The 26,661-nt window shown below is 56.4% G+C and carries 23 protein-coding genes; 17 read left to right on the top strand and 6 right to left on the bottom strand.

What is annotated here, in order from left to right; translation table 11 throughout:
- Positions 1 to 86 precede the first annotated feature (86 nt).
- Genes QZH36_RS14420 through hisP form a run of 3 tightly spaced genes read left to right on the top strand, consistent with a single transcriptional unit; the run spans position 87 to position 2,265 of the window.
- Positions 87 to 773, top strand: a complete 687-nt coding sequence (locus QZH36_RS14420; RefSeq protein ID WP_301251939.1) for a histidine ABC transporter permease HisQ — start codon at positions 87 to 89, stop codon at positions 771 to 773.
- Positions 770 to 1,486 (top strand): ABC transporter permease, encoded by a 717-nt coding sequence (locus tag QZH36_RS14415; protein WP_301251938.1) that lies wholly within the window; start codon positions 770 to 772, stop codon positions 1,484 to 1,486. The genes QZH36_RS14420 and QZH36_RS14415 overlap by 4 nt, the downstream gene beginning before the upstream one ends.
- Before the next feature lie 8 nt (positions 1,487 to 1,494).
- A complete protein-coding gene (hisP, locus tag QZH36_RS14410) occupies positions 1,495 to 2,265 on the top strand; it encodes a histidine ABC transporter ATP-binding protein HisP (protein ID WP_253459747.1) in 771 nt (256 codons plus the stop codon).
- A gap of 5 nt (positions 2,266 to 2,270) precedes the next feature.
- Here hisP and QZH36_RS14405 read toward each other — a convergent pair whose 3' ends face one another.
- A complete protein-coding gene (locus QZH36_RS14405) occupies positions 2,271 to 3,164 on the bottom strand; it encodes a TIGR01777 family oxidoreductase (protein ID WP_301730505.1) in 894 nt (297 codons plus the stop codon).
- A 163-nt stretch (positions 3,165 to 3,327) separates the two neighbouring features.
- On the opposite strand from QZH36_RS14405, the gene yfcF reads away from it, so the two are divergent.
- Entirely contained in the window at positions 3,328 to 3,975 is a 648-nt protein-coding gene (yfcF, locus tag QZH36_RS14400) for a glutathione transferase (RefSeq protein ID WP_253459752.1), read from the top strand.
- Between the two features lie 92 nt (positions 3,976 to 4,067).
- Positions 4,068 to 4,586, top strand: coding sequence for an NUDIX hydrolase YfcD (gene yfcD, locus QZH36_RS14395; protein WP_125288264.1), 519 nt, complete (start codon positions 4,068 to 4,070; stop codon positions 4,584 to 4,586).
- 38 nt (positions 4,587 to 4,624) lie between these two features.
- On the opposite strand, the gene QZH36_RS14390 is transcribed toward yfcD, so the two are convergent.
- The 3 genes from QZH36_RS14390 to ackA all read right to left on the bottom strand — a co-directional run bounded on the left by QZH36_RS14390 (position 4,625) and on the right by ackA (position 9,382).
- Positions 4,625 to 5,623 carry an APC family permease gene (locus QZH36_RS14390; RefSeq protein ID WP_301730504.1) on the bottom strand — a complete coding sequence of 333 codons (999 nt, stop codon included), beginning with the start codon at positions 5,621 to 5,623 and terminating at the stop codon, positions 4,625 to 4,627.
- Between the two features lie 289 nt (positions 5,624 to 5,912).
- Complete coding sequence (pta, locus tag QZH36_RS14385) at positions 5,913 to 8,057, bottom strand: phosphate acetyltransferase (RefSeq protein ID WP_253459759.1); 2,145 nt, start codon at positions 8,055 to 8,057, stop codon at positions 5,913 to 5,915.
- Positions 8,058 to 8,179: 122 nt separating this feature from the next.
- On the bottom strand, positions 8,180 to 9,382 hold the full coding sequence (ackA, locus tag QZH36_RS14380) for an acetate kinase (RefSeq protein ID WP_253459762.1): 1,203 nt from the start codon (positions 9,380 to 9,382) through the stop codon (positions 8,180 to 8,182).
- A gap of 332 nt (positions 9,383 to 9,714) precedes the next feature.
- Between ackA and yfbV the strand changes: the two genes are divergently transcribed.
- From yfbV to QZH36_RS14360, 4 genes are all read left to right on the top strand, one after another.
- Complete coding sequence (gene yfbV / locus QZH36_RS14375; protein WP_253459766.1) at positions 9,715 to 10,167, top strand: terminus macrodomain insulation protein YfbV; 453 nt, start codon at positions 9,715 to 9,717, stop codon at positions 10,165 to 10,167.
- 140 nt (positions 10,168 to 10,307) lie between these two features.
- Positions 10,308 to 10,802, top strand: coding sequence for a YfbU family protein (locus tag QZH36_RS14370; RefSeq protein ID WP_301251980.1), 495 nt, complete (start codon positions 10,308 to 10,310; stop codon positions 10,800 to 10,802).
- Positions 10,803 to 10,815: 13 nt separating this feature from the next.
- Positions 10,816 to 11,475: a sugar phosphatase gene (locus QZH36_RS14365; protein WP_301730503.1), complete on the top strand. Its 660-nt coding sequence runs from the start codon at positions 10,816 to 10,818 to the stop codon at positions 11,473 to 11,475.
- Between the two features lie 78 nt (positions 11,476 to 11,553).
- Positions 11,554 to 13,383, top strand: coding sequence for an SLC13 family permease (locus QZH36_RS14360; RefSeq protein WP_301730502.1), 1,830 nt, complete (start codon positions 11,554 to 11,556; stop codon positions 13,381 to 13,383).
- Positions 13,384 to 13,389: 6 nt separating this feature from the next.
- On the opposite strand, the gene yfbR is transcribed toward QZH36_RS14360, so the two are convergent.
- Positions 13,390 to 13,986: a 5'-deoxynucleotidase gene (gene yfbR / locus QZH36_RS14355; protein ID WP_253459774.1), complete on the bottom strand. Its 597-nt coding sequence runs from the start codon at positions 13,984 to 13,986 to the stop codon at positions 13,390 to 13,392.
- Between the two features lie 105 nt (positions 13,987 to 14,091).
- Positions 14,092 to 15,306, bottom strand: coding sequence for a pyridoxal phosphate-dependent aminotransferase (locus tag QZH36_RS14350; RefSeq protein ID WP_253459776.1), 1,215 nt, complete (start codon positions 15,304 to 15,306; stop codon positions 14,092 to 14,094).
- Positions 15,307 to 16,263: 957 nt separating this feature from the next.
- Between QZH36_RS14350 and lrhA the strand changes: the two genes are divergently transcribed.
- The 8 genes from lrhA to nuoH all read left to right on the top strand — a co-directional run bounded on the left by lrhA (position 16,264) and on the right by nuoH (position 26,657).
- Entirely contained in the window at positions 16,264 to 17,190 is a 927-nt protein-coding gene (lrhA, locus tag QZH36_RS14345) for a transcriptional regulator LrhA (RefSeq protein WP_125288256.1), read from the top strand.
- Between the two features lie 660 nt (positions 17,191 to 17,850).
- The gene (locus QZH36_RS14340; RefSeq protein ID WP_253459778.1) at positions 17,851 to 18,288 is read left to right on the top strand and encodes an NADH-quinone oxidoreductase subunit A; all 438 of its coding nucleotides are present in this window, start codon (positions 17,851 to 17,853) and stop codon (positions 18,286 to 18,288) included.
- A 15-nt stretch (positions 18,289 to 18,303) separates the two neighbouring features.
- Positions 18,304 to 18,978, top strand: coding sequence for a NuoB/complex I 20 kDa subunit family protein (locus tag QZH36_RS14335; RefSeq protein WP_125288254.1), 675 nt, complete (start codon positions 18,304 to 18,306; stop codon positions 18,976 to 18,978).
- Positions 18,979 to 19,087: 109 nt separating this feature from the next.
- On the top strand, positions 19,088 to 20,887 hold the full coding sequence (gene nuoC / locus QZH36_RS14330) for an NADH-quinone oxidoreductase subunit C/D (RefSeq protein WP_253459780.1): 1,800 nt from the start codon (positions 19,088 to 19,090) through the stop codon (positions 20,885 to 20,887).
- Positions 20,888 to 20,889: 2 nt separating this feature from the next.
- On the top strand, positions 20,890 to 21,405 hold the full coding sequence (nuoE, locus tag QZH36_RS14325) for an NADH-quinone oxidoreductase subunit NuoE (protein WP_253459782.1): 516 nt from the start codon (positions 20,890 to 20,892) through the stop codon (positions 21,403 to 21,405).
- A gap of 2 nt (positions 21,406 to 21,407) precedes the next feature.
- A complete protein-coding gene (gene nuoF / locus QZH36_RS14320) occupies positions 21,408 to 22,748 on the top strand; it encodes an NADH-quinone oxidoreductase subunit NuoF (RefSeq protein WP_253461264.1) in 1,341 nt (446 codons plus the stop codon).
- A gap of 208 nt (positions 22,749 to 22,956) precedes the next feature.
- The gene (nuoG, locus tag QZH36_RS14315; RefSeq protein ID WP_253459784.1) at positions 22,957 to 25,683 is read left to right on the top strand and encodes an NADH-quinone oxidoreductase subunit NuoG; all 2,727 of its coding nucleotides are present in this window, start codon (positions 22,957 to 22,959) and stop codon (positions 25,681 to 25,683) included.
- Positions 25,680 to 26,657: an NADH-quinone oxidoreductase subunit NuoH gene (nuoH, locus tag QZH36_RS14310; RefSeq protein WP_253459787.1), complete on the top strand. Its 978-nt coding sequence runs from the start codon at positions 25,680 to 25,682 to the stop codon at positions 26,655 to 26,657. The genes nuoG and nuoH overlap by 4 nt, the downstream gene beginning before the upstream one ends.
- Positions 26,658 to 26,661 lie beyond the last annotated feature (4 nt).

Raw genomic sequence — 26,661 nt, 5'->3', positions numbered from 1 at the left:
GAAAACCTGTCAGGGGGCGGCGCTGGCGGCCCCCGATTTGCCCCAGGCGTTGGGGCAAACGCCTTAAATCAGCCAGGAAACTGCTTATGCTGTATGGCTACTCTGCAATCATTTTCAAAGGCGCGATGGTGACGCTGGAGCTGGCGCTCTGCTCCGTGCTGCTTTCGGTCGTGCTGGGCCTGATCGGCGCGGGCGCAAAGCTTTCCGGCCGTCGTCCGCTGGCTATGCTGTTTGAAGGTTACACCACGCTGATCCGCGGCGTGCCCGACCTGGTGCTGATGCTGCTGATCTTCTATGGGCTGCAAATCGCGCTTAACCAGGTTACCGAGCTGATGGGCCTCAGCCAGTTTGATATCGATCCGATGACGGCGGGCATTATTACGCTGGGTTTTATCTACGGCGCCTATTTCACGGAAACGTTTCGCGGCGCCTTTATGGCGGTATCGAAAGGGCAAATTGAAGCGGCCACCGCGTTCGGTTTTACCGCGTCGCAAACGTTCCGCCGCATCCTGTTCCCGGCGATGATGCGCTATGCGCTGCCCGGCATCGGCAACAACTGGCAGGTGATCCTCAAGGCGACCGCGCTGGTGTCGCTGCTGGGGTTGGAGGATGTGGTAAAAGCCACGCAGCTGGCGGGAAAAAGCACCTGGCAGCCGTTTTATTTCGCCATCGTCGCCGGTGTGGTTTACCTGATTTTCACCACGCTTTCTAACGGCGTGCTGTGGTGGCTTACGCGTCGCTACTCCGTGGGCGTGAAAAGGGCGGACTTATGATCGACATTTTGCAGGAATACTGGAAGGCCCTGCTGTGGACGGACGGCTACCGCTTTTCCGGCGTGGCGATTACGCTCTGGCTGCTGATTATCTCCGTGGCGCTGGGCGGCTGTCTGGCGATACTGCTGGCGATCGCCCGCGTGTCGTCCATTAAAGCCGTACGCTTTCCGGTCTGGCTGTTTACCTATCTGTTTCGCGGCACGCCGCTGTATGTCCAGCTGCTGGTGTTCTACTCAGGCATGTATACGCTGGACGTGGTTAAAGGCAACGATCTGCTGAATACCTTTTTCCGCAGCGGCCTGAACTGTACGCTGCTGGCGCTGACGCTGAATACCTGCGCCTACACCACGGAAATTTTCGCTGGCGCCATCCGCGCCGTGCCGCATGGCGAAATCGAGGCGGCGCGCGCCTATGGCTTCTCTACCTTTAAGCTCTATCGCTGCATTATTCTGCCTTCGGCGCTGCGCATCGCGCTGCCCGCCTACAGCAATGAGGTAATTTTGATGCTGCACTCTACGGCGCTGGCCTTTACCGCGACCGTGCCCGACCTGCTGAAGGTCGCGCGCGATATCAACTCCGCCACCTATCGGCCTTTCGTTGCTTTCGGCATCGCGGCGGCGCTGTATCTGATTATCTCTTATGTATTGATTAGCCTGTTCCGCAGGGCGGAAAAACGCTGGCTGGCGCATATGAAACCTTCATCGACCCATTGAGTAGACCTATGTCCAATAAACTAAACGTCACCGAGCTGCATAAACGCTATGGCGATCATGAAGTGCTGAAGGGCGTCTCGCTCCAGGCGAAGGCGGGCGATGTTATCACCATTATTGGCTCTTCCGGCTCGGGGAAAAGTACCTTTCTGCGCTGCATTAACTTTCTGGAGAAGCCGAGCGAAGGCTCTATTGCCGTTAATAATCAGCTGATTAATCTGGTGCGCGACACCGACGGCCAGCTAAAAGTCGCCAATAAAGAGCAGCTGCGGGCGCTGCGCACCAGCCTGACGATGGTGTTCCAGCACTTTAACCTGTGGAGCCATCTGACGGTGCTGCAAAACGTGATGGAGGCGCCCATCCAGGTGCTGGGCCTGAGCAAGGCCGAGGCGCAGTCGCGGGCCATTCGCTATCTGGATAAGGTCGGCATCGACGAGCGCGCGCGGGCAAAATATCCGGTGCATCTCTCCGGCGGCCAGCAGCAGCGCGTTTCCATTGCCCGCGCGTTGGCAATGGAGCCGGAAGTGCTGCTGTTTGATGAACCAACCTCGGCGCTCGATCCGGAGCTGGTGGGCGAAGTTCTGCGGATTATGCAAAAGCTGGCGGAAGAGGGCAAAACCATGGTGGTAGTGACGCACGAAATGGAATTTGCCCGCCACGTCTCCAGCCACGTGATTTTTTTACATCAGGGCCGGATAGAAGAGCAGGGGCCGCCGGAGGTGCTGTTTAACCATCCGCAAAGTCCGCGGCTGCAGCAGTTTTTAGCGGGCGCATTGAAATAGGGCCGTTACACCACGTCCGCCAGCGCTTCGTCCAGCTGATACCAGCGAAAGCTGAAGCCTGACGCTTCCAGCCGCTTCGGCAACACGTGCTGACCACCCAGCACCAGCACCGCGGATTCGCCCATCATCAGCTTAATCGCGCTGGCGGGCGTGCGCATAAAGGCTGGTCGGTGCAGCGCATGACCCAGCATGGCGGCGAACTGCTCGTTGCGTACCGCGTAGGGCGAAACCATATTGAACGGCCCGCGTAGATCCGGGTTATCCAGCAGCCACAGGATCGCGTTCAGCATATCGTCCAGGTGGATCCACGGCATATATTGCTGTCCGCTGCCAAGGGGGCCGCCGATGCCCAGTTTGAAGGGCAGCTTCATTTTGCTCAGCGCGCCGCCGGTTTTAGCCAGCACGACGCCGGTACGCAGCAGGCAAACCCGTGTTCTGTCGCTGTCGGCCACCATCGCCAGCGCTTCCCAGTGCGCGCACAGCTTATGGGTAAATTCCGCATGGCCGGGATCGTCTTCAGTGATCACCACATCGCCGGTATCGCCGTAAAACCCCGTGGCCGAACCGGAGATAAAAACTTTCGGCGGGGTCGTACTGGCATTGATCAGCGTGGCCAGCTTTTCGGTCATCTGCCAGCGGCTTTCACAAAGATGCTGCTTTTGCTGTTCGGTCCAGCGCTTGTCGGCGATAGGCTCGCCGGCCAGGTTGATAACGGCATCCACGCCGTCAAGGTTACGCTGCTGATCCAGCCCGGACCACAGGCTAACCTTTTCCCCCAGTTTCTGCCGTGCGCTGACGACGTCGCGCGTGACCACGCTCACGCTGTCGCCCCGGGATAGAAGACGAGGGATCAGATGGCTGCCGATCAGACCGGTGCCGCCCGTGAGTAAAATGTGCATTTTTTTCTCCTCAAAGGGTGTCGTCAATGCCATAAGCTTAGGCGAAGTTGACGGGAAAGCGCGACGCGCGTCGGCAAAGTAACCGACGCCGGTCAGGAGAGATTGCCTTCTGTTAAAAAAATGGGTAAACAGGTTGCAGACGCCGCCTGATAAGGAACCGAGGATGAATTATCCCAACGTTGTTTTGTGGTCAGATGCCTGTTTTTTTAGTCCCTATGTAATGTCTGTTTTTGTGGCGCTCAGCGAAAAGGGAGTGCCTTTTTCAGTAAAGCGTGTCGATTTGGCCAGCGACCAGCACCTTGAGGCGGGCTATGGCGCGCTGTCGCTGACGCGCCGCGTGCCCACTTTGCAACTTGATGATTTTATGCTTTCTGAATCCTCCGCCATCGCCGAATATCTGGAGGAGCGCTTTCCTGCGCCGGAGTTTGAACGGCTTTATCCGCAGGGCCGGGAAAAGCGCGCCAGGGCCAGAGAGATCCAGGCCTGGCTGCGCAGTGATTTTCTGCCGCTTCGCCAGGAGCGCCCCACGGAAGTTCTGTTTGCTGGCGAAACCTTTGCGCCGCTGTCGACGGCGGCGCAGCGCTCCGCTAATAAACTGATAAGCGCCGTTGAAAAGCTGCTGCCGTCGGGCCAGCAGAATCTTTTTGGCGAGTGGTCGATAGCGGATACGGATTTAGCGATAATGATTAACAGGCTGGCGCTGCATGGCGACAGCGTACCGGCGCGCGTGGCGGATTACGCTCATTTTCAGTGGCAGCGGGCGTCGGTGCAGCTTTGGCTGTCTGAATCTTCTAAAGATACCGCAGAATGACACAGCGGGATCAGTATCTTAAGGCGACCCGTGGCAGACTGCGCGGGCAGGCATCAACGAGCGCGAAGGCGCCAGAAAAGTAAGGGTTGGGGATGGTGGAGCAAGACAGCGGCACGGAGTGGGTGGATATCGTTAACGAAGATAACGAGGTAATCGCGAAGTCCAGCCGGGCGCAGATGCGGGCGCAATGTTTACGTCATCGCGCCACCTATATCGTGGTGCATAACGGCGCAGGCAAGATCCTGGTGCAGCGCCGGACGCAGAACAAAGACTTTATGCCGGGAATGCTGGATGCAACCGCTGGCGGCGTAGTACAAAGCGGCGAAGAGATGCTGGAGTCGGCGCGTCGGGAAGCAGAAGAAGAGCTGGGCATTGCCGCTGTACCTTTTGCGGAGCATGGTCTGTTCTATTATGAAGACCAGCACTGTCGCGTGTGGGGAGGCCTGTTTAGCTGCGTGTCTCACGGCCCGTTCGCGATGCAGGAAGAAGAGGTCGAAGAGATATTCTGGATGACGCCGGAAGAGATCACTGGCCGCTGCGACGAGTTTACGGATGATTCGCTGAAAGCGCTGTCGCTGTGGCTGAGCCGCAACGGCGAGCAGAATCGCTAAAAAAAAGGCCGCATAAGCGGCCTTTTTAGCACTGGTAATTAGCGAGTTTCGCGTACGGCCAGGCGGGGCTGTGTTTTACGACCTAGCATACCCATCCAACCTGCGATCGCGGCTTCCACCAGCAGCGTGATCAGGGCGATCCAGCTGGCTTTTGCCGTAGCGGCGGCGGCTTTTTCACCGGCTTCACGGGCTTTCTGCTCCGCTTGTTTTTTCAGTTCCTGATATTTCTGGTAAGCCTGCTCATAGCTCTGTTGCGTCTGAGCAACGATCTGATCGACTTCCTGATCGCTCTTACCAGTACGGGCTTTAACAATGTTTTTCAGCGCGTCAACGTCGGCAGCCTGAAGGGTAGCCTGGTTACGCTGCACGACGCCTGAGAACCAGCTGGCTAAATCGGTATCGGCATTCTGCTGATCTTTGGCAGTGTCCTCAGCCTGATTTTGCGCGGTATCGGCTTCTTTATTAGCGTCCTGCTGCAGTTTTTCCGGCTGCAATTCTGGCTTGCCGGTCTGACGCAGCGTGGTTTCCAGCTCGTTTTGCAGATTGTTCAGGTCAATATTGTTTTCCTGCAGTTTCTGCTTAATGTTCTGGCCTACAGAAGGCGCTACGCTGGAAATACCGTTGCCCAGCATGTTGAAGCCGGAGCCGATCACGCTGGCAGTACCGCTAACGGCGCTGCTAAGCACAATAGCGAACAGCCACACGCAAACCAGCGTGTTCACGGCCCACATCAGTAATCCGTGCAGCGCGCCTTCACGCTGTGCCAGGCGGCCGGTGATATAGGCGCCCGCACCGACAGAGATCAGCATGCTCAGCCCTGTCCAGATAGTGGCGCCCGTGCCCAGGCCTTCAAGCGGATTTTGTTCTTTTAACGGATCGATCGTGGTCGCGCCAATTGCCGTACCCAGAATGGTTAGCAGCAAATAAATAACCACGGAAAGGATCACGCCTGCGAAAATAGCGCTCCATGAAATACGCTTTAGCGGAATGCCGCTATTTACTTCATTGTAAACCGGATGAACTTGGTGATCGCTCATGAGAGAACTCCCTTGCCTGATATAGGTGTTGTTCCTGAAGACATTATTATCAAAAAGACTCTGTCTCTTGCCATGATAAGCCTGGCACCGGAACCTGGATTCTACCAGGAATAATTTTATTCAGAATTTTTATTTTTTATATCAGAGGGTTGTGTGTTTATTCTTTGCGTAAAAATGAATGTTTCAGGACGGGCGCAAATACCGGGGGTAATGTTATTTCGCCAGGATGACTTTTTTATTTCCGAAAAAAAAAGCGGACCTTTCGATCCGCTTCAATTTAAAGTGCGTATTAACCTTCGGCCTGTTTCGCCTGAATGGCGGTCAGGGCGATAGTATAAACAATATCGTCTACTAACGCGCCGCGCGACAGATCGTTAACCGGCTTGCGCATACCCTGCAGCATCGGCCCGATGGAAATAAGATCGGCAGAGCGCTGTACGGCTTTATAGGTGGTGTTACCGGTATTCAGATCCGGGAAGATAAACACGGTGGCGCGACCGGCGACCGGTGAATCCGGCGCTTTGGATTTGGCGACGTCGGCCATAATCGCAGCGTCGTACTGCAACGGGCCGTCGATCACCAGATCCGGGCGTTTCTCTTTGGCGATGCGCGTAGCCTCGCGCACTTTTTCCACGTCGCTGCCCGCGCCGGAGTTGCCGGTCGAGTAGGAGATCATCGCCACGCGCGGCTCAATGCCGAAAGCGGTAGCGGAATCGGCGGACTGGATGGCGATTTCAGCCAGCTGCTCCGGATTCGGATCCGGATTGATGGCGCAGTCGCCATACACCAGCACCTGCTCCGGCAGCAGCATAAAGAACACCGAAGAGACCAGCGAACTACCCGGCGCGGTTTTAATCAGCTGTAACGGCGGACGAATGGTGTTGGCCGTGGTGTGCACCGCGCCGGAAACCAGACCGTCCACTTCGCTGCTTTCCAGCATCATGGTGCCCAGCATCACGTTGTCTTCCAGCTGCTCCTGCGCCACAACCTCGGTCATACCTTTGTTTTTACGCAGCTCCACCAGGCGAGGCACATAGTTTTCCCGCACCTGCTGTGGATCGACGATTTCGATGCCTTTCCCCAGCTCGACGCCCTGGGCTGCGGCTACGCGCTGGATCTCATCCGGATTGCCCAGCAGCACGCAGGTAGCGATGCCGCGTTCGGCACAGATAGCGGCCGCTTTAACGGTGCGCGGCTCGTCGCCTTCCGGCAGCACGATGCGCTTGCGGGCATGGCGGGCCAGCTCGGTCAGCTGATAGCGGAAGGCCGGCGGCGACAGGCGGCGGCTGCGCTCGGAGGCGGCGGTCAGCGAGTCAATCCAGTCGGCGCTGATATGGCTGGCCACGTATTCCTGCACCCGCTCAACGCGCTGGGTATCGTCGCTGGGCACTTCCAGGTTAAAGCTTTGCAGGCTCAGCGAGGTCTGCCAGGTATTGGTTTTCACCATAAACACCGGCAGGCCGGTCGCGAAGGCGCGTTCGCACAGGCGCTGGATAGGCGCATCGATCTGATAGCCGCCGGTCAGCAGGATAGCGCCGATCTCCACGCCGTTCATTGCCGCCAGGCAGGCAGCCACCAGCACGTCAGGACGGTCGGCGGAGGTCACCAGCAGCGAGCCGGGACGAAAATGCTCCAGCATATGCGGCAGGCTGCGGGCGCAGAACGTCACCGACTTCACGCGGCGCGTGGCAATATCGCCTTCGTTAATAATCTGCGCATTAAGATGGTGGCACATATCGATAGCGCGGGTAGCTATCAGATCGAAGCTCCACGGCACGCAGCCCAGCACCGGCAGCGGACTGTTGACGGCCAGCTGCTGCGGATCGATATTGGCAATGCTGGCCTTGGTGGAGTCATCAAAAATTTCGGAAAGGTCGGGACGGGTACGGCCCTGTTCATCAACAGGCGCGTTCAGCTTATTAACGATCACGCCCGTGATGTTTTTATTTTTGCTGCCGCCGAAACTGCTGCGGGTCAGCTTGATACGCTCCTGTAGCGCTTCCGGCGAATCGTTGCCGGGCGACATCACAAAAACGATCTCCGCGTTCAGCGTTTTGGCGATCTCATAGTTCAGCGCCGTAGCGAACTGATGCTTGCGCGTCGGCACCAGGCCTTCCACCAGCACTACTTCTGCATCTTTGGTGTTCTCGTGGTAGCGCGCGATGATCTCTTCCATCAGCACGTCCTGCTGATTAGCGCCGAGCAGCGATTCCACGCGGCTCATCTGCAGCGGTTCGGCTGCCGGAATCGCGGAGTTTTTACGGATAATCAGCGTGGTCTGGTCAAGCGAATCGCCGCCGGTACGCGGCTGGGCGATAGGTTTAAACACGCTGAGACGGACGCCTTTACGCTCCATCGCGCGGATAACGCCAAGGCTGACGCTGGTAAGACCGACGCTGGTGCCGGTAGGGATGAGCATTATGGTACGAGACAAGGTAAACCTCTCATAATTAGACCCGTTATGCCGATGCTTTAGCGATAACTGCCGGAAAAACAGCGGCGGTGGGTTTCCTGATGTCTGAAACAGCACCGTCAGCCTGAGCTGACGGTGTGCACTTAAGCGGTTAAGCGGCTGGCGTCCTGCGCAATCACCAGCTCTTCGTTAGTCGGGATGACAATAGCAGGTCGGGTGCCTTCTTTATTGATAAAACCCGCTTTGCCGAAGCGAGCGGCCAGATTACGCTCATGATCGGGTTCAAAACCGAGCAGCGCCAGTTTTTTCAGCGTCAGCTCGCGCACCATTGCGGCGTTTTCGCCAATGCCGCCGGTAAAGATAACCGCGTCCAGCCGGCCTTCCATCAGCGCCGTATAGGAACCGATGTATTTGGCAAGGCGATGGCAATAAACGTCCATCGCGCGCTTAGCATCTTCTTTGGTGGTGTAGTTCTCTTCCACGTAGCGGCAGTCGCTGGTCACGCCGGTCAGGCCAAGCAGCCCGGACTCTTTGGTCAGCATTTTGTTGATGGCGTCAACGCTCATCCCCAGCGTATCGTGCAGGAAAAACACAATCGCCGGATCGATATCGCCGGAGCGGGTGCCCATGACCAGGCCTTCCAGCGGCGTCAGGCCCATAGAGGTGTCCACGCACTCGCCGTTACGAATTGCGCTGACGGAACCGCCGTTGCCCAGATGACAGGTAATGATGTTCAGTTCATGCAGCGGCTTGTTAAGCGCTTTGGCCGCTTCGTGCGTGACGTAGTAGTGGCTGGTACCGTGAGCGCCGTAGCGGCGCACGCCGTGTTCCTTATATAAATGATAAGGCAGGGCATACAGGTAAGACTCTTCCGGCATGCTCTGATGAAACGCGGTATCGAACACCGCCACGTTTTTATCGGAAAGATGCGGAAAGTTTTTCATCGCTTCATCGATACCGATCAGGTGCGCCGGATTATGCAACGGCGCAAAAGAAGAGGCGTCTTTAATACCCTGAACAACGTCCTGGTCAATCACCACGGACTGGGTCAGCTTTTCGCCGCCGTGCACGATACGGTGACCTATTGCAGTAATTTGTGCAGACAGCGCTGGTTTTTGTGCCAGAATAGTTTTAACGATAAAGTTAAGAGCTTCACTGTGAGCTGCGCCAGCGCCCAGGGCCGCTTCCTGTTTTTCGCCTTCCAGTTTCCACTTGATGCGCGCTTCGGGCAGGTGGAAACATTCGGCTAAACCGGAAAGATATTCGTCGCCGTTTGCGGGATCAAGAATGGCGAATTTTAACGAAGAGCTACCGCAGTTCAAAACCAGAACTAACTTACTCGACATGGTAGGTCCTATTGGTTGAGGGTGGCGAAAAAAAACTCAATCAGACTATCAGCGTAGCGCATGAAAGCTGGTACATTATGATGAACATCATGCTGTCGGCATAATTTGTCCGAAAGCAAAAAAATTTCATAAAAACCCAAAGATTTTTTGAATTTGTGCGGGCCGACCCGTGTGAGCTCAGCAGAATCGCAGCAAGCATGTAACAGCCATTCAACAATCGCGCACAGGATAACCAGAGTGCCTTGTAAAGACAAAATTTTTTGAAGGCTGTAAGGTAAAGTTGTTACGTGGTATTTTTTGTTTAATTTTTATCCGTGAAGTTGAGGTCAACCATGGCAAATGAATCCGGCACTGTCGGTTGGGTCAAGCTGTTTCAGAACGGGCAGCATTATATGAAGACGTGGCCAGCCGACAAGCGTCTTGCGCCTCTGTTTCCGGAAAACAGAGTCACCACGGCGACGCGATTCGGCATCCGTTTTATGCCGCCGCTGGCCGTCTTCGCCATGACCTGGCAGATCGCGTTGGGGGGCCAGCTTGGGCCTGCCGTCGCCACCGCGCTGTTCGCCTGTAGCCTGCCGATGCAGGGCCTGTGGTGGCTGGGCAAACGTTCCGCCACGCCGCTGCCGCCCACGCTGCTTAGCTGGTTTCACGAAGTGCGCGAAAAACTTCAGGCCGCTGGCCAGGCGCTGGCGCCTGTTGAAGGCAAACCTACTTACCAGGCTCTCGCCGACGTGCTGAAGCGCGCTTTCGGTCAGCTGGACAAAACTTTCCTCGACGATCTCTGAGTTCTACGGTTTTCGCCGCTGCGGCGGCGAAAAACTGCCCTGCATCAAAGAAGTAGCGGTTTGCTGTGCCTCGCCACAGCGCGTTATGCGATCCTTGCGCCATCCTTTCATTTTGTCCACCGTGACACCAGGAGTTGATGATGGAAATGAGCCATGCGCAGCGTTTAATCCTTTCTAACCAGTACAAGCTGATGAGCCTGTTGGATCCCGATAATCTTGAGCGCTATCGTCGTCTGCAAACGATCGTCGAACGCGGCTATGGCCTGCAAATGCGCGAGCTGGATCGCGAATTCGGCGAGCTGCCGGAATCCGTCTGCCGTACGCTGATTGATATTATGGAGATGCACCACGCGCTGCATGTGTCCTGGACAAATCTGAAAGATCCCGGCGAAATCGAAGCGCGTCGCCTGCAGTTTTTAGGCTTCGACGCCGCTACCGAGGCGCGATTCCTTGGCTACGTGCGGTTTATGGTACAGATTGAAGGCCGCTATACTCAGTTTGATGCGGGCAGCCACGGCTTTAACGCCCAGACGCCGATGTGGGAAAAGTATCAACGGATGCTGGCCGTATGGCACACTTGCCCAAGGCAGTATCATCTGAGCGCGAACGAGATCGCGCAAATCATCAACGCCTGAGAAGGAACATGTAGTGAAGTGTAAAGGTTTTCTGTTTGATTTGGACGGCACGCTGGTGGACTCTCTCCCGGTAGTCGAACGCGCCTGGGTAAACTGGGCCTCGCGGCACAACATCGCAGCGGATGAGGTGCTGAATTTTATCCACGGCAAGCAGGCTATCACCTCACTGCGTCATTTTATGGCCGGCGCGTCTGAAGAGGCCATCCAGCAGGAGTTTCTGGCGCTGGAAAAAATCGAAGCGGAAGATACCGACGGCATCGTAGCTTTACCGGGCGCGCAGGAACTGCTCGCCACGCTTAACGAGCTGCATATTCCGTGGGCTATCGTTACGTCCGGCTCTGTTCCCGTTGCTTCTGCCCGGCGTAAGGCGGCTGGCCTGCCGGAACCGGAGGTATTCGTCACCGCTGAACGCGTGCAAAACGGTAAGCCGGCACCGGATGCCTATTTACTGGGCGCCCAGCTGCTGGAGCTGGAGCCGGAAGAGTGCGTGGTAGTGGAAGACGCCGCTGCGGGTATCCTTTCCGGCCTCGCGGCGGGCAGCCATGTGATTGCCGTCAACGCCCCTGCCGGTTCACCTCGTCTGGAAGAGGTCGCCATGCAGCTCAGCTCGCTGAAGGAGCTGATCATCAATAAAAACGGTGACGGCACCATCGACGTGCATCGAAAGCACTAACTTATGATTTAGCCCCGCATCCGCGGGGCTTTTTTATGGCATCCTCCCGACAGTTTTGCTCATAAGCGGGAAGCGGATGTGAATAACGAGCTTATCTGGGTGCTGAGCCTGCTGGCAATGGCGATCGCGCTGTTTGTCAGCGGCAAGGTGCGTATGGATGTTGTGGCGCTGCTGGTGATTATCGCCTTTGTGCTTAGCGGCACGCTGACCTTGCAGGAAGCCACGATGGGCTTCAGCGACGCTAACGTGCTGCTGATCGCGGCGCTGTTTGTGATCGGTGAAGGGCTGGTTCGTACCGGCGTGGCGCTGAGAATGGGCGACTGGCTGATGAAAATGGCGGGCAGCAGCGAAGCGAAAATGCTGGCTTTGCTGATGCTGACCGTAGCCGGTCTGGGCGCGTTTATGAGCTCTACCGGCGTGGTGGCGATTTTTATCCCGGTGGTGATGAGCGTCTCGGCGAAGATGAACCGTTCGCCGGGCAGGCTGATGATGCCACTGAGCTTCGCGGGGCTGATCAGCGGCATGCTGACGCTGGTCGCGACGGCGCCCAATCTGGTGATCAACAGCGAGCTGGTGCGGGAAGGGCTGGCGGGTTTCGGCTTCTTCGACGTCACGCCGATCGGGCTGGTCGCGCTGCTGCTGGGCATCGGCTATATGCTTGTCGCGCGTTTCTGGCTGGGCGCGGCGGAAAACAAACACGCCAGAAAAGGACAGGAACGTACTTTCCGCGATCTGATCAGGGATTACAGGCTGAGCGGCAGAGCGCGCCGCCTGGCCGTGCACCCCGGTTCGCCGCTGATTGGCGAGCCGCTGGACGATTTACGGTTGCGCGAGCGCTACGGCATTAACGTGGTTGGGCTGGAGCGCTGGCGCAAATTCCGGCGGGTGATGGTGCCGGTGACCGGCATGACGCAGTTTCGCGCCCGCGACGTGCTGCTGATCGATATGTCCGCCGCCGATATCGATATCCGCGAATTTTGCAGCGAATACCGGCTGGAACCGATGATCCTGCGCGGCGAATACTTTTCCGATCGGGCGCAGGATGTCGGCATGGCGGAAGTGCTGATTTTTCCCGATTCCGAACTGCAGGGCAAAACGCTGCGGGAAAGCTCGTTCCGTACGCGTTACGGCGTGAGCGTGATCGGCATCCGCCGTCGCGGCGAGGTACTGGAAGGCTTACTGAGCGATCTGCCGCTGGAGCTGGGGGACTGTTTGCTGGTGATCGGCGACTGGAAAAAAATCACCCAGCTGCAGCTACAAAAGCGGGACGTGCTGCTGCTCAGCCTGCCTGCCGAGGTGAAAGACGTCGCGCCCGCCAGCAGCCAGGCGCCGCACGCCATTTTTTGCCTGGCGCTGATGGTTGCCATGATGCTCACCAATGAAATCCCCAATCCCATAGCGGCGCTCATTGCCTGTTTGCTGATGGGTAAATTTCGCTGCATCGATATGGAAAGCGCCTACCGGGCGATCCACTGGCCGAGCATTATTTTAATTGTGGGCATGATGCCGTTTGCGCTGGCGCTGCAAAAAACCGGGGGAATAACGCTGATTGTCGACGGATTGATGGATCTGGCCGGCGGCTATACGCCGCACGTCATGCTGACCTGCCTGTTCGTTCTGTGCGCGACTATCGGTCTGTTTATCTCTAATACCGCCACGGCGGTGCTGATGGCGCCGGTTGGCGTCGCCGCAGCGCATCAAATGGGCGTTTCGCCTTATCCTTTCGCCATGATTGTCGCGGTAGCGGCTTCCAGCGCCTTTATGACGCCGGTTTCCAGTCCGGTCAACACGCTGGTGCTGGGGCCGGGCGGCTATCGCTTCAGCGATTTTGTCAAAACGGGCGTGCCTTTTACGCTGCTGATTATGGTGGTCAGCGTGCTGCTGGTGCCGCTGCTCTTCCCGTTTTGAGCGCGGCTATAGCGATTGCTGGCTGATTTCATCCAGCGACAGGCTGAAGCTCGGCACGAAGACCTCTACAAAATAGTCCATTTCCGGGCTGCGCCGTTGAGTCAGGGTCTTTTCCAGCCGGGCTTTCGCCAGCTGAAACTCATGGTTACCGGCGGCCAGCTCTTCCAGACATTTCAGGTAGGCGCAGAGCGCATCAGCCTGCTTGACGATAGCCGTCTCGTCTTCGCTGCGCTGCTGCTCGTCCAGCAGCGGTCGCCAGGCATCCTGCAGCTCGTCGGGCAGCATCTCGACCAGCTTCTGCTGCGCTATCTTTTCAATCTTCTTATATTCGTTGGCGATCTGCGCGTTGTAATACTTTACCGGCGTTGGCAAATCGCCCGTCAGGACTTCGCTGGCGTCGTGGTACATCGCCATCAGCGCGATCCGTTCCGCGTTAAGGTTGCCGTTGAATTTTTTATTTTTAATCACCGCCAGCGCATGGGCCACCATCGCCACCTGCAGGCTATGTTCGGAAACGTTTTCCGTGCGCACGTTGCGCATCAGCGGCCAGCGGTTGATGAGTTTAAGACGGGAGAGATGGGCGAAAAAATGACTTTGATTCATCGGACGGTTTCCTGTGCCTGAAGACCAGAGCGGTAAGTATTCCGCTCTGGCATCACGGTAGTTTACAGAATGCAGCGATATTGGCCGATCCGGTTCGGTATCAGACTACTGGCGATAGCCTTCCAGGAAACGGCCGAACTTGCTGATAGCCATTTCAAGATCGTTTACGTGGGGAAGGGTGACGATGCGCACATGATCCGGCCATGGCCAGTTAAAGGCGCTGCCCTGCACCAGCAGCACTTTTTCCTGCAGCAGAAAATCCAGCACCATTTTCTGATCGTCATGGAGGTTGAATTTTTTGGCATCGATTTTCGGGAACATATAAAGCGCGCCGTCCGGCTTGACGCAGCTGACGCCCGGAATATCGTTGATCAGTTCCCAGGCGCGCTGGCGCTGTTCATACAGCCTGCCGCCCGGCACGATAAACTCGCTGATGCTCTGGTAGCCGCCCAGCGCGGTCTGAATGGCGTGCTGCGCAGGCACGTTAGCGCACAGGCGCATTGAGGCCAGCATTTCCAGCCCTTCAATGTAGCCTTTGGCATGTTTTTTCGGCCCGTTCAGCACCATCCAGCCCTGGCGGAACCCCGCCACGCGGTAGGTTTTTGACAGGCCGTTAAAGGTAATGGTTAACAGATCCGGCGCCAGCGCGGCGATAGAGTGGTGCTGAGCGGCGTCATAAAGGATTTTGTCGTAGATTTCATCGGCAAAAATGATCAAATTATGCTGTCTGGCCAGCTCCACGACTTCCAGCAGCAGCTCCTTGCTGTAAACTGCGCCGGTTGGGTTATTTGGGTTAATAATCACGATACCGCGCGTGCGCGGAGTGATTTTACTGCGAATGTCGTCCAGGTCCGGGAACCAGCCAGCCGACTCGTCACAAAGGTAGTGCACCGCTTTACCGCTGGAAAGCGAAACGGCGGCCGTCCATAGCGGATAATCGGGCGCCGGCACCAGCATCTCATCGCCGCTGTTCAGCAATGCCTGCATCGATTGCACGATCAGTTCGGAAACGCCGTTGCCGATATAAACGTCCTCGACGGTGATTTCGCGCAGGCCGCGAGCCTGATAGTGCTGCACGATAGCTTTACGCGCCGAATAGAGACCTTTAGAGTCGCAGTAACCCTGCGCGCTCGGCAGGTTGCGAATAACATCGACCAGGATTTCGTCAGGGGCTTCAAAACCAAAAGGCGCAGGATTGCCAATATTGAGCTTGAGGACTTTATTGCCTTCTTCTTCAAGGCGTCTGGCTTCTTTTAATACCGGGCCTCGGATGTCATAACAAACGTTATCGAGCTTGCTGGATTTATCAATTGGGGTCATTTCATTCGCCTTTGGCTGAGCCGCATTCCTGCCGTGGAAAAGTAAACCCGCACAATGTACTCCTCTCGCCAGCGCTTTTGAAGCCCGATAGCGGGTTTGCCCGGCGCGCCTGCGCGTTGTCTGAACGGCACAGCAGCAAAGCCCGTTCAGGTTCGACGCTTTTTCCTGGAGAAGGTTTAATAAAACTTACGCCTGCTTCGGGTGCGGGAGCGTGTAAAAAAGCCCGTTTTTTTGCAAGCAAGAAGGCCATTTTTGTAACGATTAGGTAAAATAAGATGCATTGACACCGCATGAAACTATTCAGCTTTGCTTAACTGGCTGGTCAGTGGTTACCCATCACCGCAGCAACAGGCGACGGTGACAAAAAGCGACAGAACCTTAACGGGAGAGCAGTCGTTGCTGATATATTGTTACTAATTGATAAATTTTTATGGTGCAAAGCGAGCAGAAGGTGCGATCCACAATAAAAAATTATTTTACTGATAAGAATAATCGGATTTGGGCTTAAAAAGTAATCGACAGTATGTCAGGATATCCTTCAGGAAAAAGGACGTATGACGAGCCTGTTTCCGGAACAATATTTAGCGCGTTTTATCGCCAATAATGTTAAGCTTTGTTTATTATTATTCCACTGTGACTACAGTGTTCTGGCTGTTTGATTTTTTATGGTTGTCTTACACTAACAGCGCCGGGCTAATCCAGCGGGCGGCTGGACGGTAACAGGGTGTGGCGGCAGGTAACCTGACGCACGCTGAAGTACCAAACGTATAAATCTGTCAGCGGCCTTGCAACGGCATCAGTCGGGCATATTGGGCCGCTGGGATAACGCGTTTGTGATTAAGGCAATGACGAGCCAACGGGTCGCATTGCCTACGGTTGTCTCTCTATCTTATTGATAAAGCAGATAATAACACCAGGATAGTAGTATCTTAAAAATCTTATAAAAGTGAAGAAAACATGACCAGTGCAAATCGTCCAATTCTTAATCTCGATCTCGATCTGCTCAGAACGTTTGTGGCTGTCGCCGATCTGAATACTTTTGCCGCTGCCGCGGCGGCAGTATGCCGTACGCAGTCTGCCGTCAGCCAGCAGATGCAGCGTCTGGAGCAGCTGGTAGGGAAAGAGCTGTTCGCCCGACATGGCCGTAATAAGCTGCTGACCGAGCACGGTATTCAGCTGCTGGGCTACGCCAGAAAAATCCTGCGCTTTAACGATGAAGCCTGCACCTCGCTGATGTACAGCAATATCCAGGGCGTGCTGACTATCGGCGCTTCTGACGATACGTCAGACACCATTCTGCCTTTCCTGCTCAACCGCGTGACCTCGGTTTATCCGAAGCTGGCTATCGACGTTCGCGTCAAGCGTAATCCATTTATGATGGAAATGCTGAACCAGGGAGAAGTAGACCTGGTGGTAACCACTTCCAGCCCGATGAACTTTACCTGGCAGGTACTGCGTACTTCGCCCACGCTCTGGTACTGTGCGGCCGATTACGTGTTCCAGCGCGGAGAAGCAATTCCTCTGGTGCTGCTGGACGAGCCAAGCCCTTATCGTGATATGGCTATTGATCACCTTAACGAAGCGGGTATCCCGTGGCGTATCTCTTATGTGGCCTCTACGCTGGCTGCCGTCCGCGCCGCCGTTAAAGCGGGTCTGGGCGTGACCGCTCGTCCGGTAGAGATGATGAGCCCGGAACTCCGCGTGATGGGTGCAGCAGAAGGGTTGCCGATGCTGCCGGATACGGAATACCTGCTGTGCCGCAATCCGGAAAGCGACAACGAACTGGCGCTGGCTATTTTCAACGCCATGGAGTCGAGCAACGATCCCTACAATCTGACCGCTACGGGTCAGGATCGCTCCGCTTTTGCAGATGAAGACGAGTGATAATTCGTTTTCTCTAACATCCTGATTAATATTCACAAAAGTTAGCAGAGCTGTCTAAAAAAGCCTTTCGAAACGGTTAGTGTTTCGGAGGGCTTTTTTTATGCCTTAATTTCCTTTCTCCCGCGTTTTTCTCCTGGTCTTTTTTATGCTGGTGTTTTAAAAAGCGCCAACGCCGTTTGTTGACCTTATCCGGCATCGTGAAAAAATTAAAAATCAAATTGAATTGATTTTGCTCACTTCTGCCTGGCTATTTTTTTCTCATAAAGACTAAAACCGTGTGCTGGATCAAAAAAATAACCCTTGTAAGGGGAAGGAAATGCAGGCAATTCCTGCCAGAATAGCCTGTGTTAAAACCGCGATCCGTGCAGGGAAATACCCGCTACACTTTAGTGCAGGGTCGGTCACTGACACGATTTAGCACAATCTTTGCGCATCAAATGTTAAATAAATGCTACTTGTGTAAAATAACCTACGGATACTTTTATGAAAGTTGACAGAAGGTTATATAAAGGAGTAAAAAACCCCATAAAATTGCTGCTTACTCAACAAAGACAGCATAGTTTATCTGGTTTTTTATTTTTTCCCGTGAATCGAGGCTTCAGCCAACTGCCGTGCATGAGAGCAGCCCCCTGACGCCCTTTATTGAGTTAAGCAGAGTGTATGTCAACAACCACTGAAGTCGTCGCTCATCATTGGGCGTTTGCCGTATTTCTGATCGTCTCCATCGGTCTGTGCTGTGCAATGTTAGCCGGAGCGTGGTTTCTGGGCGGAAAAGCACGCGGAAGATACACAAATACCCCTTTTGAGTCCGGCGCCGCGCCGGTCGGCACCGCCAAGATGCGCATGTCCGCCAAGTTCTACCTGGTCGCCATGTTCTTCGTCATTTTCGACGTGGAAGCGCTCTATCTGTATGCATGGTCGACCGCCATCCGCGAAAGCGGCTGGATCGGCTTTATCGAAGCCACCATCTTTATTTTGGTACTGCTTGCCGGACTGGTTTATCTGGTGCGGATCCGCGCGCTGGACTGGGCACCCCCACCTCGCCGTGTGGTAGCCAAAACCACTACCGTTTCGCATTCCCATCGTCACACGCAGTAAAAGCGAGGCATAACAATGGATTATACGCTAACCCGCGCAGACCCGAACGGCGATAACGATCGCTACCCGCTGCAGAAGCAGGAGATCGTCACCGACCCGCTGGAAAAGCACGTTCATCAGAGCGTTTATATGGGCAAGCTCGAACACGCTCTGCACGATATGGTGAACTGGGGACGTAAAAACTCTCTATGGCCGTTTAACTTCGGCCTTTCCTGTTGTTACGTAGAGATGACAACTTCCTTTACCTCCGTGCACGACGTGGCGCGATTTGGTTCCGAAGTTATCCGCGCCTCGCCTCGTCAGGCCGACTTCATGGTAGTAGCCGGTACGCCTTTCACCAAAATGGCACCGGTTATTCAGCGTCTTTACGACCAGATGCTGGAGCCCAAGTGGGTGATTTCGATGGGTGCCTGCGCTAACTCGGGCGGCATGTACGATATCTATTCCGTGGTGCAGGGCGTGGATAAATTCCTGCCGGTTGACGTTTATATTCCCGGCTGTCCGCCGCGCCCCGAAGCCTATATGCAGGCTCTGCTGCTGCTCCAGGAATCGATCGGCAAAGAGCGTCGTCCGCTTTCCTGGGTGGTCGGCGATCAGGGCGTTTATCGAGCCAACATGCAGTCCGAACGTGAAAGGAAGCAGGGCGAACGCATTGCGGTCACCAACTTGCGCACCCCGGACGAAATTTAAGAGTTAATGAACAAGGCCCAAACAGCACGCAGAAAAAAATAATACGCGGGCGGCCTGTTCTGACGCCAATACTGAGTGCCTGTCGACAGGCCCACATGGTGAACGACCTATGACAGATTTAACCACGCAAGATCTCGCTCAGCCAGAATGGCAAACCCGGGATCACCTGGATGATCCGGTGATCGGCGAATTGCGTAACCGTTTTGGGCCAGATGCCTTTACCGTTCAGCCAACCCGCACCGGCATTCCGGTGGTCTGGGTAAGACGCGAACAATTATTGGAAATTGTAGAGTTTCTGCGCAAGCTGCCGAAGCCTTATGTCATGCTGTACGATCTGCACGGTATGGACGAACGCCTGCGCACGCATCGCGACGGACTGCCAGCGGCGGATTTTTCCGTTTTCTATCACCTGCTGTCCATTGAGCGCAATCGCGACATTATGCTCAAGGTGGCGCTGTCCGAAAACGATTTGCATGTACCTACCATCACCAAAATTTTCGCCAACGCCAACTGGTACGAGCGCGAAACCTGGGAGATGTTCGGTATTACGTTTGACGGCCATCCGCACCTGACGCGCATCATGATGCCGCAAACCTGGGAAGGTCATCCGCTGCGTAAAGATTACCCGGCGCGCGCTACCGAATTCGATCCCTTCGAGCTGACCAAGCAGAAAGAAGATCTGGAAATGGAGGCGATGACCTTCAAGCCGGAAGAGTGGGGCATGAAGCGCGGCACCGCCAACGAGGACTTTATGTTCCTCAACCTGGGCCCTAACCATCCTTCGGCGCACGGTGCTTTCCGCATTATTTTGCAGCTGGACGGCGAAGAGATTGTCGACTGCGTGCCGGATATCGGCTACCACCATCGTGGCGCGGAGAAGATGGGCGAGCGCCAGTCCTGGCACAGCTATATCCCCTATACCGACCGCATTGAATATCTTGGCGGCTGCGTAAACGAGATGCCTTACGTGCTGGCGGTAGAAAAGCTGGCGGGCATTAAAGTGCCTGAGCGCGTTGACGTGATCCGCGTGATGCTTTCCGAACTGTTCCGTATCAACAGCCACCTTCTCTATATTTCTACTTTTATTCAGGACGTCGGGGCGATGTCACCGGTGTTCTTTGCCTTTACCGACCGCCAGAAAATTTATGACGTGGTGGAAGCTATTACCGGCTTCCGTATGCATCCGGCGTGGTTCCGCATCGGCGGCGTGGCGCACGATCTGCCGAAGGGCTGGGATCGTCTGCTGCGCGAATTCCTTGACTGGATGCCGAAGCGCCTGAAGGCCTACGAACAGACGGCGCTGAAAAACTCCGTGCTGATTGGCCGCGCCAAAGGCGTATCCGCCTACAACATGGAAGAGGCGCTGGCATGGGGCACCACGGGCGCGGGCCTGCGCGCAACCGGTCTGGACTTCGACGTGCGCAAATGGCGTCCTTACTCCGGCTACGAAAACTTTGATTTTGAAGTGCCGATTGGTGACGGCATCAGCTGCGCCTACACCCGCGTTATGCTGAAAATGGAAGAGATGCGGCAGAGTATGCGCATCCTGGAACAGTGCCTGAAAAACATGCCGGAAGGGCCGTTTAAAGCCGATCATCCGCTGACCACGCCGCCGCCGAAAGAGCGCACGCTGCAGCATATTGAAACGCTGATCACCCACTTCCTGCAGGTTTCGTGGGGTCCGGTGATGCCGGCCAACGAGTCTTTCCAGATGATTGAAGCTACCAAAGGGATCAACAGCTACTATCTGACCAGCGACGGCAGCACCATGAGCTACCGCACCCGCGTGCGCACGCCTAGCTTCCCGCATCTGCAGCAGATCCCTTCCGTCATCAACGGCAGCCTGGTATCCGATCTGATCGTTTACCTCGGCAGTATTGATTTTGTTATGTCAGACGTGGACCGCTAATTATGCACGATCAAAGAATTGCGATCGAAACGATCGAGCCTTCAGATGCTTTCGTCCTGAGTGCGACAGAGCATGATGCGATAGAACAGGAAAAGCACCATTACGAAGATGCGCGGGCGGCGTCGATTGAAGCGCTGAAAATCGTGCAGAAACAGCGTGGCTGGGTGCCGGATGGCGCTATCAAAGCCATTGCCGACGTGCTGGGCATTCCGGCCAGCGACGTAGAGGGCGTAGCCACGTTTTACAGCCAGATCTTCCGCCAGCCGGTTGGCCGCCATGTGATCCGCTACTGCGACAGCGTGGTGTGCCATATCACCGGCTATCAGGGTATTCAGGCAGCGCTGGAAGCCAGCCTGAACATCAAGCCGGGCCAGACCACGCCGGACGGCCGCTTTACGCTGCTGCCGACCTGCTGCCTGGGCAACTGCGACAAAGGCCCGACGATGATGGTGGATGAGGACACGCATGTGCATCTCACGCCGGAAAACGTCGTCACGTTACTGGAGCAGTATCAATGACCATTAAAGAGATTGTTCGTACTGCAGAGACGCACCCGCTGACCTGGCGTATGCGCGAAGACAAGCAGGCGGTGTTCCTCGATGAATATCGCAGCAAAAACGGCTATGCCGGAGCGGAAAAGGCGCTGAAGGGCATGGCGCCTGACGAAATCGTGGCGCTGGTAAAAGATTCCGGCCTGAAAGGGCGCGGCGGCGCAGGTTTCTCCACGGGACTGAAGTGGAGCCTGATGCCGAAAGACGAATCCATGAACATTCGTTACCTGCTGTGTAACGCCGATGAGATGGAGCCGGGCACCTATAAAGACCGTCTGCTGATGGAGCAAATGCCGCACCAGCTGGTGGAAGGGATGCTGATTAGCGCCTTCGCGCTGAAAGCGTATCGCGGCTATATCTTCCTGCGCGGCGAATATATTGAAGCGGCCGTCAACCTGCGTCGCGCCATCGCGGAAGCGACCGAAGCGGGCTATCTCGGCAAAAACATTCTGGGCACCGGCTTTGATTTCGAGCTGATCGTGCATACCGGCGCGGGCCGCTATATCTGCGGCGAAGAAACCGCGCTGATTAACTCGCTGGAAGGCCGCCGCGCTAACCCGCGCTCCAAGCCGCCTTTCCCTGCTTCGGCAGGCGTCTGGGGCAAGCCGACCTGCGTCAATAACGTGGAAACGCTGTCCAACGTGCCGGCAATCCTCGCCAACGGCGTCGACTGGTACAAGAACATCTCTAAGAGCGACGATACCGGCACCAAGATGATGGGCTTTTCCGGCCGGGTGAAAAACCCTGGCGTCTGGGAGCTGCCTTTCGGCACCACGGCGCGCGAAATTCTGGAAGAGTACGCGGGCGGCATGCGCGATGGCCTGAAGTTTAAAGCCTGGCAGCCGGGCGGCGCGGGCACCGACTTCCTGACCGAATCGCATCTGGATCTGCCGATGGAGTTCGCCAGCATTGGCAAAGCGGGCAGCCGTCTGGGCACCGCGCTGGCGATGGCGGTCGACCACGAAATCAATATGGTATCGCTGGTGCGCAACCTGGAAGAGTTTTTTGCTCGCGAGTCGTGCGGCTGGTGTACGCCGTGCCGCGACGGCCTGCCGTGGAGCGTAAAAATCCTGCGCGCGCTGGAGCGGAAAGAAGGCCAGCCGGGCGATATCGAAACCCTGCTGCAGCTTTGCCGCCAGCTTGGGCCGGGCAAAACTTTCTGTGCGCACGCGCCGGGCGCGGTAGAGCCGCTGCAGAGCGCCATCAAGTATTTCCGTGAAGAATTTGAAGCCGGCATGGCGCCGCAGGTTTACAGCAACGCGCACGCGATCGCCGGTATCCAGGCGAACCTGTTGAAGGCGCGCTGGTAAAAATACCGTGCAAACAAAGAAATGCGCGAAATAACCAAATTAATTGGCGTTGTAGCCAGGCAGCAAGAGAACGCATCCCCGGCAGCTTACTTCAGTAAGTGACCGGGGTAAGAGAACGCCGCTAACACCGCTACAACGTCACGTAAGACGGTTATTTAAAGAATTGTGTTTAACGCTCGGTTTCGAGCCTTACTTGAGCAATTTCACTATGGCTACAATTCATGTAGACGGTAAAGAATACGACGTCGACGGCGCGGACAACCTGCTACAGGCTTGCCTCTCGCTCGGCCTTGATATTCCTTATTTTTGCTGGCATCCGGCGCTCGGTAGCGTCGGCGCCTGCCGCCAGTGCGCGGTAAAGCAATTCCAGAATGCCGAAGATACCCGTGGTCGCCTGGTGATGTCCTGTATGACGCCAGCCTCCGACGGCACCTTTATTTCTATTGATGACGGCGAAGCGAAAGAGTTTCGGGAAAGCGTGGTGGAGTGGCTGATGACCAACCACCCGCACGACTGTCCGGTCTGTGAAGAGGGCGGTAACTGCCATCTCCAGGATATGACGGTGATGACCGGCCACAGCTTCCGCCGCTACCGCTTTACCAAACGCACCCACCGCAATCAGGATCTCGGCCCGTTCATCTCGCACGAAATGAACCGTTGTATCGCCTGTTATCGCTGCGTGCGCTACTACAAAGATTACGCGGACGGCAAAGACCTGGGCGTGTATGGCGCGCATGACAACGTCTACTTCGGTCGCCCGGAAGACGGTGTGCTGGAGAGCGAGTTCTCCGGCAACCTGGTGGAAATCTGCCCTACCGGCGTATTTACCGATAAAACGCACTCCGAGCGTTATAACCGTAAATGGGATATGCAGTACGCGCCAAGCATCTGCCAGCAGTGCAGCGTCGGCTGCAACACCAGCCCCGGCGAGCGTTACGGCGAACTGCGTCGTATTGAGAACCGCTATAACGGCACCGTAAACCAGTACTTCCTGTGCGACCGTGGCCGCTTCGGCTATGGCTACGTTAACCTGAAGGATCGTCCGCGCCAGCCGATGCAGCGTCGCGGCGACGACTGGATCGCGCTCAACGCCGAGCAGGCGATGCAGGGCGCGGCGGACGTGCTGCGCCAGGCGAAAAAAGTGATTGGTATTGGTTCGCCACGCGCCAGCGTTGAAAGCAACTTCGCGCTGCGTGAGCTGGTCGGTGCCGAGAACTTCTCCACCGGTATTCCGGCTGGCGAGCAGGCGCGTCTGGAACTGATGCTGAAAGTACTGCGCGAAGGCGGTATCCATACGCCAGCGCTGCGCGAAATCGAAAGCTACGATGCCGTGCTGGTGCTGGGCGAAGATCTGACCCAGGTCGGCGCACGCATCGCGCTCTCCGTGCGCCAGGCCGTTAAGGGCAAAGCGCGCGAAATGGCGGCGGCGCAGAAAGTGGCCGACTGGCAGATTGCGGCGATTATGAACATCGGCCAACACGCCAAACATCCGCTGTTTGTCACCAACGTAGACGAAACCCGTCTGGACGACATCGCCGCCTGGAGCTATCGCGCACCGGTGGAAGATCAGGCGCGTCTGGGCTTCGCTATTGCTAACGCGCTGGATGAAACGGCGCCGGCGGTAGACGGTCTCGATCGTGAACTGAGCGGTAAGATCGACGTAGTGGTACAGGCGCTGGCCGGCGCGAAGAAACCGCTGATTATTTCCGGCGTGCACGCGGGCAGCGAGGCGATGATCCAGGCGGCGGCTAACGTTGCCAGAGCGCTGAAAGGACGCGGCGCGGACGTGGGTATCACTTTGCTATCCGGCGCAGCCAATAGCGTGGGCCTGGGCATGATCGGCGGCAAGCCGCTGGATGCAGCGCTCGACGAGCTTTCAAGTGGCTCTGCCGATGCTGTTATCATTATGGAAAACGATCTCTATCGCCATGCGCCAAAAGCCCGTGTCGATGCGGCGTTGACCAACACGCCGAACGTGATCGTTATCGATCATCAACGCACGGCGACCACCGAGAAAGCGGGTCTGATCCTTTCCACCGCCAGCTTTGCGGAAAGCGACGGCACCGTGGTCAATCAGGAAGGCCGCGCGCAGCGCTTCTTCCAGGTTTACGATCCGTCCTACTACGATGACAAAATCCAGATGCTGGAAAGCTGGCGCTGGCTGCACTCGCTGGCCAGCACCATCAGCAGCCGCGAAGTGGACTGGACGCAGCTCGATCACGTAATCGATGCCTGCGTGGCGGCGCTACCGCAGCTGGCCGGGATCAAGGCCGCCGCGCCGGACGCCAGCTTCCGTATTCGCGGTCAGAAACTGGCCCGCTCGCCGATCCGCGCCAGCGGCCGTACCGCGGCTCGCGCCAATATCAGCGTGCACGAACCGCGTCAGCCGCAGGATAAAGACACCATGTTCGCCTTCTCTATGGAAGGGAACAACCAGCCGAATGCGCCTCGTTCGCAGATCCCGTTTGCCTGGGCGCCAGGCTGGAACTCTCCGCAGGCGTGGAATAAGTTCCAGGACGAAGTGGGCGGCAAACTGCGCTTTGGCGATCCGGGCGTGCGCCTGTTCGAAGCGGGCGAAGGCCAGCTGGAATGGTTCACCGCCGTGCCGGAAGCCTTCGCGGGCAAAGAGAACGGCTGGCGCGTCGCGCCTTACTTCCATCTGTTCGGCAGCGAAGAGATGACCCAGCGTTCACCGGTATTCCAGCAGCGTATGCCGCTGCCTTACGTGATGGTTAACCCGCAAGACGCGGCGAAACTGGGCGTCAACGCAGGCGCTACGGTCGCCTTCCGCTGCGCGGGCGAAACGCTGCGTCTGCCGGTTCGCTTCTCGACCGCCTTGCAGGCAGGGCAGGTGGGTTTACCGTTGGGCTTGCCGGGCGTACCGCCGTTCCTGCTGGGGGCAAGTATTGAGGATCTGCAGGAGGCAACACAATGAGCTGGCTGACACCGGAAGTTACAGATGTACTGATTGCCGTCGGCAAAGCGCTGGTGATCCTGTTTGTGGTGGTAGGCTGCGGCGCCTTTATGAGCTTTGGCGAACGTCGCCTGCTGGGCCTGTTCCAGAACCGCTACGGGCCAAACCGCGTCGGCTGGGGCGGTTCGCTCCAGCTGGTGGCGGACATGATCAAAATGTTCTTTAAAGAGGACTGGACGCCGCCGTTTACCGACCGCGTGATTTTTACGCTGGCGCCGATGATCGCGTTCACCTCGCTGCTGCTGGCAATGGCCATTGTGCCGGTCACCTCGACCTGGATGGGCGCGGATCTGAATATCGGTCTGCTGTTTTTCCTGATGATGGCCGGTCTGGCCGTGTACGCGGTGCTGTTTGCGGGCTGGTCGAGTAATAACAAATACTCGCTGCTGGGCGCGATGCGCGCCTCGGCGCAGACGCTGAGCTACGAAGTGTTCCTCGGCCTGTCGCTGATGGGCGTGGTGGCGCAGGCCGGTTCCTTCAATATGGTGGATATCGTCAACAGCCAGCAGCACCTGTGGAACATCATTCCGCAGTTCTTTGGCTTCCTGACCTTTGCCATTGCGGGCGTCGCGGTCTGTCACCGTCATCCTTTTGACCAGCCGGAAGCAGAGCAGGAGCTGGCCGACGGTTACCACATCGAATACGCCGGTATGAAGTTCGGCCTGTTCTTTGTCGGTGAATACGTCGGTATCGTAACTGTCTCTTCCCTGATTGTGACGCTGTTCTTCGGCGGCTGGAACGGTCCGTGGCTGCCGCCCGTTTTCTGGTTCGCGATTAAAACAGCTTTCTTCATGATGATGTTTATTCTGATCCGTGCTGCGCTGCCGCGTCCGCGCTACGACCAGGTGATGTCGTTCGGCTGGAAAGTATGTCTGCCGTTGACGCTGTTGAACCTGCTGGCGACTGCCGCAGTGATTCTGTACAACGCGCAGTAAGAGG

Origin of the sequence: Erwinia wuhanensis (genome assembly GCF_030484085.1) — a bacterium.
Lineage (GTDB): Bacteria > Pseudomonadota > Gammaproteobacteria > Enterobacterales > Enterobacteriaceae > Erwinia > Erwinia aeris.
The sequence above is the reverse complement of the archived record's forward strand: the minus strand, read 5'-3'. Positions and strand labels throughout refer to the sequence as shown.